Raw genomic sequence first — 10,822 nt, 5'->3', positions numbered from 1 at the left:
CCGCCCACCCACGGGCGCCCGCGTGAGCAGGTCCGGAACCCGGTCCAGGTCCGGAACCGGATCCAGGACCACCGGATCCAGGCCCGGAGCGGACCCGGTTCTTTCCCCCGGTGGCGAATCCGTCATGGGGAGGACGGCGGCCGGGCCGCGCCGTTGTCATCCGGCGTCGTCCCGCCAGCCGGGTCCGTACCGCGCGGTGTCCTTCCACCGACGGATATGATCTCCTCGGCCGATCCGCGTGCCGCCGGCACCCTGACGTACGGTCCGCCGCTCGGGACAGGCGTGGCGCTCGGGACAGGCGTGGCGCCGTCGGGCAGCGGGTCTCGCGCTGAGCTCGACTCGTCGCCACCGTCGGCTATCCCGAGACGCGCCATGGCGGCGGGAACCGGCGTCACGGCCGAAGCCGGGGAAGAAGGAGCCGGTGACGGCAGCGACGGAGGCGAGGTGACCGGCCGGGCAGGCCGGACCCCGGAATCGGGCGCCGGGATCTCCAGGGTTCGGGGCGAGGAGGTCCTGGCGTGCCGGCCGCGTGACACGTAACCGTCGCGCGGGCCGTAGTCGTAGGTGTCGGGTCCCTTGACCGGCACCATGTTCAGCACGGTGCCGATCATCCGGGCGTCGACCGCCCGCAGCGCCTCGACGGCCCGCCGGAGGTGTTCGCGGCGGGTCCGCCCGGCCCGCGTCACCAGCAGAACCCCCTCGACCCGGGTGGCGAGCACGGCCGCGTCAGTCACCGGTAGCAGGGGCGGGGCGTCGACCAGGATGATGTCGAAGCGGGCGGACAGCAGGTTGATGAGTCCGGCCATGCCCTTGGAGCCGAGCAGCTCGCTGGGATTCGGCGGGATGGGGCCGCTGGCGAGGACCTCTACGCGCCCCTCCCCGACCCGGCCCTCCCCCCAGGGCTGCAGGACGTCGTCGAGGTCCGCGGCGCCGATGAGGACCGAGGTGAGCCCGGCGGCGGACTCGACCCCGAGGTGCTCGCCGAAAGACGGCCGTCGCAGGTCCCCCTCGATCAGGCAGACCCGCGCACCGCCCTGCGCCAGGGTGATCGCGAGGTTGCAGGCCACGGTGGTCTTGCCCTCGCCGGAGACCGCACTGCTCACCAGGATCGATCGAGGTCCGGTGTCCACCTCGACGAACTGCAGGTTGGTCCGCAGCTGGCGGAACGCCTCCGCCCGGGCCGAGCGGGGCTTGGCATTGATGATGAGGGGATGCCGGTCGGCGGCACCGTCGTAGCCGATGACGGCGAGGTTGGGCAGCTCGGTCGTCTCACGGGCGTCGTCCTCACTGGACACGCTCGTGTCGAGGCGGTATCGGACGATCCCGGCGGCGCTGCCGACGATCAGCCCGAGCAGCGCTCCGAGCGCGAGGTTGCGGATCGGCTGGGGCGAGACGGGCGAGACGGGCAGCTTCGCGTGTTCCCAGACAGTCACCCGCACGGAGGGTGGTTCGTCGGCCGACGACGTCTCGATCTTCGCAATGGTGCTGGAGAACGTCTCACCGACAGCATCTGCGATGATCATGGCTCGTCTCGGGTCGGAATCGCGCACGACGGCCTGGAGCAGCACGGTGTCCGGGACGGCGTGCGCGCTGATCTGGGCCCGCAGGGCCTCCGGAGTCGCGTGCAGGTGCAGGCGTGCGATCACGGCCGTCGCCACCCGCTCGCTGGCCACCAGGTCGGCATAGGACTTGACGCGTTGCTGGGAGAGCAGGCCTCCCTGGTAGGCCGAGGCGGCTCCGGCGCCCCTGTCCGGCGAGGAGACGACCATCGTCACCGAGGCGGCGTACTCTTTCGTCGTTCGCCAGGTCGCCATGGCGGCCAGCAGCCCGCCGAGGACCACGCCAGCGATCATGATCGTCCAGCTTCGGCGCAGAACACGGACGTAGTCGCGCAGCTCCACCCGTCGACCACCCTCCCGGGACCCAGGTCCCGACCACTCACCGTCATCGAAGACCGACTCAACATACTCGATGGGTAGTCATTCTTTTACTCTTAGACACGCTTACTCTATGGCCTCATGTGGAGACGTAGAGTAGACGGAGTGGGTCATGGTCGGTGGACAGCGCACATCGCACGGCGCGTCTCCCGGCTCAACCTCCGTCAGCGGGTCGGCCTGCAGATCACTCTGGACAGTGCGGCGCTGGTCCTGGGCCTCATCTCGGCCCAGATCGGCCGCCTGGACTTCACGCTCGGCGCGCTGAGCGATCTCGGCTTCTGGGTCATCTGCACGCTCGCCGTCTGCGTGCTCCACTTCCTGGGCACCGCCCTGCACCTTTACCTGGGGCGCTACCGCTTCGGCGGCTTCGAGGAGGTCCTCGGCCTGCTCGTGTCGGTCCTGCTCACGGTCGTCAGCGTGGTCGTCGTCATCGCCGCGTTCGGCTCCCCGAGACCCGTCCCGCTGAGCGTGCCGCCGCTGGGCGGCGCGGTGGCCCTGGTCGTGATGTTCGGCATCCGCTACCTCTGGCGGCTGACCGAGGAACACCTCCGTCGGCCGAGCAGGGAGCACGCCGAACCGCTCCTCGTGTTCGGCGCCGGTGACGGGGCTGAACGGGTACTGGCGGCCATGCTGCGCACCCGGAACAGTCCTTACTACCCGGTCGCGCTGCTCGACGACGACCCGAGCACGCACAACCTCCAGCTACTCGGGGTCCGGGTACGTGGTGGCCGGGAGCGGATCGGCGCCGTCGCCGAGTCGACCGGGGCCAGGACCCTGCTCGTGGCGATCCCCAGCGCCGACGGCCCACTGCTGCGGGAGATCAGCGCAATCGCCGAGGGCGCCGGGCTGACCGTGAAGGTGCTTCCCCGCGTCGCGGACCTGATCGACGGGCGGGTCGGCGTCGGGGACATCCGCGACCTCGACCTCGCCGACCTCCTCGGCCGGCGGCAGATCCGCACCGACATGTCCGCCGCCGCGAGCTACCTCGCGGGCCGACGGGTACTCGTGACGGGGGCGGGCGGATCGATCGGTTCGGAGCTGTGCCGTCAGATCTCCGGCTACGGACCGGCCGAACTGATCATGCTGGACCGGGACGAGTCGGCACTGCGCGCGGTGCAGCTGTCGATCTCCGGCCGGGCGATGCTCGACGACGACGCCATCGTGCTGGGCGACATCCGCGACATCGACCTGATGACCACGCTGTTCACGGAGCGCAGGCCCGAGGTCGTCTTCCACGCCGCCGCGCTCAAACACCTCCCGCTGCTCGAACGCTTCCCCGGCGAGTCGGTGAAGACCAACGTCTGGGGCACTCTGACGATCCTGGAGACGGCCGTGGCCTGCGGCGTCGACCGGCTGGTCAACATCTCCACGGACAAGGCGGCGAACCCGACGAGCGCCCTCGGCTACTCGAAGCGGATCACCGAGCGGCTCACCGCGTGCCTCGCCCGCCGGGCCCGCGGAACGCTGGTCAGCGTCCGGTTCGGCAACGTCCTGGGCAGCAACGGCTCCGTCCTGACCGTCTTCGCCGGCCAGCTGGCCGCCGGCGGGCCGATCACCGTCACCCACCCCGAGGTCACCCGGTACTTCATGACCATCCACGAGGCGGTGCAACTGGTCCTGCAGGCCGGGGCGCTGGGATCACCCGGCGAGGCCCTCGTGCTCGACATGGGCGAGCCGGTGCGCATCGCGGACGTGGCCGCCCGGCTCGTGGCTCGGGAGAACCGGCCGATCGAGATCGTCTACACCGGGCTCGGCCCCGGCGAGAAGCTCCATGAGGAGCTCCTCGGTGCGGGCGAGGACGACCATCGACCACACCACCCGCTGATCTCGCACGTGGACGTGCCCGCCCTGGACCCGACCCACGCCCTCGCCCTCGATCCCTGGGCCCCGCCGGAGGAGGTGCTGGCCGAACTCGCGGCCCTCGCCGGCGCGGACGCCGCGGCGGACGAGGTCCCGGCCGGCGCGGACCGACCCGGGGACGGGGGCGCGACCGCAGGCGGACCCCTGGCCGCCGCGGACGTGACCGGGCGGATTCCCGTCCAGCCCACGGCGTCCAACCGTCAACCGCATCCGGCCCGGTGACGTTTGGGATCGTCGGGTCCTGGCGGGCGACCGCACATCCGGCACAGCCTTGAGCCGTCGCCAGATCACCGCCGGCCGGGGGCGGCTGAGGACCGTACGGCGCGTCGGGCTGGCACCGGAACCCCGATCAGCCGCTGACGATGATGAGCCTGTGACGTCCAGCGACGACATCGGCCCTCCCTGGGACGACAACTTGATCTGCGTGGTGTGCCCGGGGAACGTGCACGGCCCGGGACAGTTCGATATCGCTGACGGGCCCGGGCCGGGCAGCGCCTATGACACGTCCAGCGGCTACCGCCGTGACGCTGCGACCGGGGTGCCGGTGTGCGTCCACCCGGAGAAGATCGGATTCCCCCGGGCCGGTACGCAAGCGGGGGTGACCTGTGGCCGGCCGCGCCGGAACCGGGCCCGCATCCGGGCGAGCTCCCCGACGACCCGGCCGACCTTGCCGGGTGGATGACGGCGCTGGTCCGCCACGCGGGCGCGGGCAGGCTGACCTCCGCCCTGGGAGAGGCGGAGGTCGCCGCGTCCGCGAAGTTCCCGCCGGACGTCGTCGTCGACGCCCTACGGCAGGCCCTCGCCGCCGGCTAACGACCGAAGGTGATCGTGTGGTAGCGGCCGCCGCGGTAGATCCCGATCGACTCGTACAGGCCGTCCAGCACGGCGAGTCGACGCCGGGTCTCGTCCTGGCCGATCCAATACCGCCGCGGCGGCTCACCCCACCCCGCGGCCCGGTACGCCTGGTCGGTGTAGCCGTCCTGGTCGTAGCGGAACCGCTCGTTGTCGGTCGAGTGAACGAAGGTGATCCCGGTGCCGGCCTGGACCCGCGAGAGGATCGTGAACTGAGCGGTGAGCGCGTGGACCATACTCATCGACCGAGGCGGCCACGTCGAGTTCGGCGGCGGCCTCGCTGCCGGTGAGCTCGTACACGGCAGCCTTGAGCGCCATGGTCCGCAGCGCCTCGACGAACAGCCGGGGACCGTCGGCGTCGAGGTCCCACTCGGCGACGATCGGGTAGCCGGTGAACGTCGCCCAGCACGTCGGGTACCGCAGCGTCGACGTCCTCAGCCGGTCATACTCGGGATACCCCTCGATCACGTCGAGGATCTCGGCGGCCCGCCGGCCGGAAGATCGGGTTCCACCGCACCCGAATATCCAAGGCGGAAAACGGGGAGCTTCCGTCTGCCGACCTGTGCCAGGCGCTCGATGAGCACCGGCAGACCGACAGGGAGCTTGCCGCCTGGCAGGCCAGGTTGGAAGCCGTGGAGGGAGACCGAACGGAGGGCACGACGGACAGACGACAAGTCTTCTGGCTCGCCGCGCTGTCAGCACTGGCTGCATCAACGCGGACACGGATGGACGCTGCGGTCACCACGGCGACCCTCGACGAACTCGAAGCCGACGCCGACGAGATCGCCCGGATGTACGGCTCGGCACCGCACGCTTCGCTGCTGCCGGAGGTCGGCGCCCGCTGGCGGCAGATCACCACCATCCTCGATGGGCCGGTCGCCCCTGAGGCTCGAAACCGGATCACCACGCTCGGCGGGCAGTACACCTACTTCCTCGGCCGGCTGGCGTTCAACGCCGACGACCGGCGCTCCGCCCGCCGGTTCGCCGGACTCGCGGCCCGCTACGCCGAGGATGTCGGCGACCCGGTACTGACTCCTGTCCATCGCCGCGCTCCGCTCAAGCATCGCCTACTGGCGGCAGCGGTACGGACCAGCCTTGGAGGCCCTTCGTGCTGTCGCCCACATCTCCGATCCGTACATGAACGCACGGATCGCTGCCTACGAGGCGCGCACTCTCGCGAAGACCGGCGACCATGACGGCGCTCGAAACGCGCTGGACCGGATGACTCCTCCGCCGGCTAAGGCCGGCGGCTTCTCAAGCCGCCTGAGCATGGAAGCCACGGCGTGCACCATGGCGCCCCTGCCCGGGGAAACGCCGGTCGGCCCGGCCGCCGTGGCCATGTTCCGCTCCGGGATCGCGATCACTATGGGTGATGCCGCTATGGCTCGTGAGTGGGCGCCAATCGCGATGGAGGGCTATCGGCGGCGAGGCGGGGACTACACCGTTGAAGAGTCCCAGCACGCCGCAGTGCCCGAAGCCCTCCTGCACCTGACTGGCCACAGCGCCGAGCCGGAGGAGGCCGCGAGGATCGCGCTCGGCATCCTCGGGACCTCGCCGGTAGCACCCACCCACACTGTCGTAGCGCGACTTCGGCAGTGCGTCGGCGAGTTCACGCCCGCTCACCGGGCGCTTCCCACGGTCGCCGCGTTCGTCGAGGAGTGCTGTGCCCTGCCCGCGGGGACGAGAGTCCAGTGAACATCCCGACGCTGACGACGGACCGGCTCATCCTGCGACCGATTCACAACGACGACGTCGCCGGCTACACCAAGATCTGGTCCGATCCCGAGTTCACCCGCCATACCGGCGGCCGTTCCGACCCTGACAGCATCTGGCATGCCATGGCCGGCAACATCGGCTGCTGGGCACTTGCCGGCGTCGGCCCCTGGTCAGTCGTAGAGAAGGCGAGTGGGCAGCTTGTCGGCCGCGCCGGGCTGTGGGCCGAACCGGGATGGCCAGGCGTTGAAGCGGTCTGGTTCATCGGCCGGCCGTGGTGGGGCCGCGGGTACGCCGCTGAGGCCGGCCGGGCGGCGATCGCCTGGGCGTTCGCCGCGCAACCCGACCTTGCCGAGGTCGTCTCCGTCATCCTCCCGGCCAATACCGCGTCCGTCCGAGTCGCCGAACGTCTCGGGATGGTGTACATCCGCAGCGAGTTCCTCCACAGAGAGGATCACGCCGTCTACGCGATCAGCCGCGCCGAGTGGGCCTCCCGGAGCACGCCGTTGGCCGAGGGCCGACCTCTCTGCCGCCGGTAACGGAGCCGGCTGCCCTGGTACCAGGCTGAGTGTTCCGCCGCTACCGTTGATGCGGGGAATGGTCGACGGCAGACGGAGAGAAACCCATGGCGTGGAACAAGCGAGGGTCGACCAGTGGTGGAGCCTCCACCGGCCGTGACAGCGTCAAACGCGGCGGCAAAGGCGGATCCGCCGGATCCAAGGGGAACCCCGACGTCGAGAAGGACTACGACAAGCGGGGCGCGAAGGCCGGGCATGCCGACCTGGAGCCGGTGGAGACCGCGGACTGCCCAACCTGCAACGGCACCGGGAACGTGGTCGCCGAACGGGTCGAGACAGACGAAGACGGCGGCTACTCGGGAACGCAGGAGAAGAAGTGCCCGACGTGCGGCGGGGCTAACCGAATCACCAAGAGAAAATGACCAGCGATCCGCCTGAGCCGGGGCCGGCGGACGACTGCGGCCCGACCGGGCCGGAGCCGGTCGTGCCGATGCTGTCGCTGGTGGCCTGCAACAAGTGCCGGCGTCGCCGTGGCGCCCAGTTGCATGCCACAGGCAGCGTCGAGCGGGTGCCCGAGCGGGGGACGTGCCCGCACGGCAGGCCGCTGCGGAAAATCTGGGCGCCTGGGTTCGGGCCTGGTGCGGAGCCGCCGGAGGATCCGACCACGCCAGAAGAACGGCGCCAGGGCCCAGTCTGACCCCGGGCACGCCAAACGACGGCCCAGCCACCCGCGAGGGACGGCCAAGACAGCTTGGTGGTGCGGGAGTGCCTGGACGGCCGAGAGTTTGTCGGATGCCGGCGGATGATCCGCCATCCAGGCTCAATCCCGGTCACCGTGGACGGCGGACGCGGGCAGCGTCGCGCCCGGCGGCCCGGCGGCCCGGCGGCTGGCGGCTGGCGGCCCGGCGCGGTCCGCCCCCAGTCGGTCGGCGTACCAGGTCACGGTTGCCGCCAACGCGGTGGTGAGAGCCGCCCCGGTCACGTCCGGGAACAGCGAACGCATCGTCGTCGTGTCCGCCTGGGAGTCCCGGATCTCCCCGGGCCGGGGCGCGGCGTGCTCGACGACCAGCCGCCGGCCGAGGATCCCCTCCAGCCGGGCGATCAGGGTGAGCAGATCGGTACGGGTCCCGGACCCGATGTCGACCGGGTGTGGATGGGTCAGCCGGCGGCACACCGCATCGCACAGCATCCCGGTGACCAGCTCGACAGGGATGAAATCGCGCGTCTGCCGGCCGTCCCCGTGCACCGTCAGCGGCCGGCCGGCCAACGCGGCCTCGATGAAGGTCGGCACCACGGCCGCGTACGCGTGCCCGGCGGACTGGTAGGGGCCGAACACGTCGAACAGCCTGACCGTAAGCACCGGCAGACCGAAACTGGCCTGGTAGGACAGCGCATATCCCTCGGCGGCGAGCTTCGAGGCCGCGAAGGGACTGCGCGGAAGGCACGGGGTGCCCGCCGAGGGCGGCAGCGGACCCGCGCCACCAGCGGCCGACCGATCGCCAGCGGCCGACCGATCGCCATAAACCGATGAGGAGGACACGACGACGACGTGAGTCTCGGCCCGGTGGGCGACGCCGAGCACCGTCAGGGTGCCGGTCGCGTTCACCGCGTGGGTGGCCATCGGGTCGAGCAACGACCGTTCGACCGACGGCCGGGCAGCCAGATGCACGATGCTCGACGCCCCGGTGCACGCCTGTTCGACCAGCGTCCGGTCGGTCACGCTGCCGACGACGAGCTCGGCAGGCAGCCCGGCGAGATTCGACAGCGCCCCGGTACTGAGATCGTCGATCACGACGACCTCCGTGCCTGCCGCGAGGAGCGCTCTGGTCAGGTGGGCCCCGATGAAGCCGGCCCCACCCGTCACGACTACCTTCACCATTCATCACCCTTCGAGATCATGATGATACAGATAGTAGTATGATCGGTCGCCTACATCGGCCATCTCTTCACGAAGAGCGACACCACGCCAGCCAGGACGGCCCATCCAACTACTCTGAGTGTCAGATTGAACTCGCCTAGATCGGGGGCTACGGTCGCCGCGTGCCCGCTCACCTGCGCTCGCTGGTCATCGTGGGCGCGGGAGGGCACGGCCGGGAGCTGCTCGATCTGGTGGAGGCGGTCAACGCGGCCACCGAGGGGCCCCGCTACGACATCCTCGGCTTCGTCGATGACGACCGTGTGGACCCGGATCCACTCGCCCGGCGCGGAGCCGTTCTCCTCGGTGGGCTCGACCTACTCGATCGACTTGACGCCGACTACCTGATCGGCTTCGCCGACGCGGCCACCCGGTCCCGCGTCGACCGGTACGCCAGCGCCCGCGGCCGACGACCGGCGACCCTCGTCCACCCCCGGGCCAGCGTCGGAGGTGACGTGAAGCTCGGGCCGGGTACCGTCGTCTGTGCTCTCGCCAGCATCACCACCAACGTCGAAACCGGTCGGCACGTAGTGGTGAACATCGGCGCCAGCGTGGCGCACGACTGCCGCCTGGGTGACTACGTCACGGTCGCGCCGGGGGCCCGGCTCTCCGGTGCGGTGGCCGTCGGCGCGCGGGCGTGGATCGGCGCGCAGGCGAGCATCGTCGGCCTGCGCAGCATCGGCGACGGGGCGGTTGTGGGAGCTGGGTCCGTCGTCACCGACGACATCCGGGCCGCGCAGGTCGTCGCCGGGGTGCCCGCCCGGCCGGTCCACGTCGCGCCCGGGCACGTCGCACCCGGGCACGTCGCACCCGGGCAGCCGCAACCCGACCAGCCGCAACCCGAGTCGGGTGGGGCACGCACGACGGCGAGGCTCGCCAAACCTCCGCCCAGTCAGCGGGGCGCCCCACCGTGCGGCTGATCCGCACCCCTGACCCGGCTGCGCCCCTGACCCAGCTGCGTCCAACGGGCCCGGCGGCACCGTCCCGGGCTCTACGATCAGCGTGTGGAGCGATGGTTCAACATGTCGGGTTGCGACAACGCGCGAGATCTGGGTGGGCTGCCCACCCTGGACGGTGCAACCACCCGATGGGGGGTATTCCTGCGCACCGACTCCGTCCAGGCCCTGACGGACGGTGACGTGCTCACGCTGCGGGAGACATTCGGGCTACGCATGGTCATCGACCTACGGGCCAAGGAGGAAGCGGAGCGGGAGGGCCGCGGGCCGCTCGCCTACGAACCGGTCACTTACCACAATCTGTCCTTTCTCCCCGGTGAATGGGTGATGCCGGACGATCCGCGCTACCCTGCCATCGTCAAGGACCGCGACTCAGCCGACCGGATCGAGCACTACCTGGACTACCTGCGCCTGGCCGGGGACTCGGTGGCTAGGGCGCTGCGCCTGCTGGCCCAGCCGACGGCGGGCCCGGCCCTGTTCCACTGCGCGGCGGGAAAGGACCGTACCGGCGTGCTCGCGGCCCTGCTCCTCAGTCTCGTCGGCGTGCACCCCGAGGCGATCGTCGCCGACTACGTCCAGACGAACGAGCGCATCGACCGGGTCAACGCCCGCCTGGCCGACCGACCGTCCTATAACCACTCGGTGACCTTGCTCACCTCGGGCCACCTGGCTTGCCGGCCCGAGGTCATGCGGGGCTTCCTGGCCGGTGTCGACGCCGGTTGGGGCGGTCCCGCGGCCTGGGCTCGGCACGCCGGTCTCACCGAGACCGACCTGCGGTCACTGCGCACGGCCCTGGTTGGATAGCTTCGCGTGGACGAAGACCCCCGGGACGTGGCATGACGACGTGGGCAACGGGACATCCCCGATCCCGGGGACGGACTGTGCGGATGATCAATGGGGTGCCCGCACGTTCTACCGTTGCATGTGAGCGTCCAATGGCGCTCTCATGCCGCCTTACCTCTCGGCGAGGCGCCCCGAGTCTGACCGGCCGAAGCCGCGCTCGGTTCCCGCTTCGCAGCCACCTGCCCGCTCGCGCGGGTCTTACGGTCGGCTCCACGGGCGTTTACCGTC

At 70.8% G+C, this 10,822-nt stretch carries 12 protein-coding genes; 9 read left to right on the top strand and 3 right to left on the bottom strand.

Annotated elements, in window-relative coordinates; all coding sequences use genetic code 11:
• Nucleotides 1-122: 122 nt before the first annotated feature.
• Nucleotides 123-1,901 (bottom strand): tyrosine-protein kinase domain-containing protein, encoded by a 1,779-nt coding sequence (locus tag AC08OO_RS08340; RefSeq protein WP_476618391.1) that lies wholly within the window; start codon nt 1,899-1,901, stop codon nt 123-125.
• 117 nt (nt 1,902-2,018) lie between these two features.
• Between AC08OO_RS08340 and AC08OO_RS08335 the strand changes: the two genes are divergently transcribed.
• From AC08OO_RS08335 to AC08OO_RS08325, 3 genes are all read left to right on the top strand, one after another.
• The gene (locus AC08OO_RS08335) at nt 2,019-4,019 is read left to right on the top strand and encodes a polysaccharide biosynthesis protein (RefSeq protein WP_476611133.1); all 2,001 of its coding nucleotides are present in this window, start codon (nt 2,019-2,021) and stop codon (nt 4,017-4,019) included.
• Between the two features lie 151 nt (nt 4,020-4,170).
• Nucleotides 4,171-4,479 carry a hypothetical protein gene (locus tag AC08OO_RS08330; RefSeq protein WP_476606453.1) on the top strand — a complete coding sequence of 103 codons (309 nt, stop codon included), beginning with the start codon at nt 4,171-4,173 and terminating at the stop codon, nt 4,477-4,479.
• Nucleotides 4,476-4,610, top strand: coding sequence for a hypothetical protein (locus AC08OO_RS08325; protein ID WP_476606452.1), 135 nt, complete (start codon nt 4,476-4,478; stop codon nt 4,608-4,610). Before AC08OO_RS08330 ends, AC08OO_RS08325 begins: the two co-directional genes overlap by 4 nt.
• Here AC08OO_RS08325 and AC08OO_RS08320 read toward each other — a convergent pair.
• Complete coding sequence (locus tag AC08OO_RS08320) at nt 4,607-4,891, bottom strand: hypothetical protein (RefSeq protein WP_476611131.1); 285 nt, start codon at nt 4,889-4,891, stop codon at nt 4,607-4,609. The genes AC08OO_RS08325 and AC08OO_RS08320 overlap by 4 nt on opposite strands.
• A gap of 483 nt (nt 4,892-5,374) precedes the next feature.
• On the opposite strand from AC08OO_RS08320, the gene AC08OO_RS08315 reads away from it, so the two are divergent.
• From AC08OO_RS08315 to AC08OO_RS08300, 4 genes are all read left to right on the top strand, one after another.
• Complete coding sequence (locus AC08OO_RS08315) at nt 5,375-5,845, top strand: hypothetical protein (protein ID WP_476611130.1); 471 nt, start codon at nt 5,375-5,377, stop codon at nt 5,843-5,845.
• On the top strand, nt 5,787-6,344 hold the full coding sequence (locus AC08OO_RS08310) for a hypothetical protein (RefSeq protein WP_476618390.1): 558 nt from the start codon (nt 5,787-5,789) through the stop codon (nt 6,342-6,344). Before AC08OO_RS08315 ends, AC08OO_RS08310 begins: the two co-directional genes overlap by 59 nt.
• Entirely contained in the window at nt 6,341-6,901 is a 561-nt protein-coding gene (locus AC08OO_RS08305) for a GNAT family N-acetyltransferase (RefSeq protein WP_476611128.1), read from the top strand. Before AC08OO_RS08310 ends, AC08OO_RS08305 begins: the two co-directional genes overlap by 4 nt.
• Nucleotides 6,902-6,987: 86 nt before the next feature.
• Complete coding sequence (locus AC08OO_RS08300) at nt 6,988-7,302, top strand: hypothetical protein (protein ID WP_476606448.1); 315 nt, start codon at nt 6,988-6,990, stop codon at nt 7,300-7,302.
• A 398-nt stretch (nt 7,303-7,700) separates the two neighbouring features.
• Here the strand turns inward: AC08OO_RS08300 and AC08OO_RS08295 are convergent, their stop codons facing one another.
• Complete coding sequence (locus AC08OO_RS08295) at nt 7,701-8,759, bottom strand: NAD-dependent epimerase/dehydratase family protein (protein WP_476611127.1); 1,059 nt, start codon at nt 8,757-8,759, stop codon at nt 7,701-7,703.
• Between the two features lie 161 nt (nt 8,760-8,920).
• Between AC08OO_RS08295 and AC08OO_RS08290 the strand changes: the two genes are divergently transcribed.
• Both AC08OO_RS08290 and AC08OO_RS08285 read left to right on the top strand, forming a co-directional pair.
• Nucleotides 8,921-9,715, top strand: coding sequence for a NeuD/PglB/VioB family sugar acetyltransferase (locus AC08OO_RS08290; RefSeq protein WP_476611126.1), 795 nt, complete (start codon nt 8,921-8,923; stop codon nt 9,713-9,715).
• An 84-nt stretch (nt 9,716-9,799) separates the two neighbouring features.
• Nucleotides 9,800-10,555: a tyrosine-protein phosphatase gene (locus AC08OO_RS08285; RefSeq protein ID WP_035731496.1), complete on the top strand. Its 756-nt coding sequence runs from the start codon at nt 9,800-9,802 to the stop codon at nt 10,553-10,555.
• Nucleotides 10,556-10,822: the final 267 nt, after the last annotated feature.

Source organism: Frankia sp. CeCAU1 (assembly GCF_977971845.1).
The sequence above is the reverse complement of the archived record's forward strand: the minus strand, read 5'-3'. Positions and strand labels throughout refer to the sequence as shown.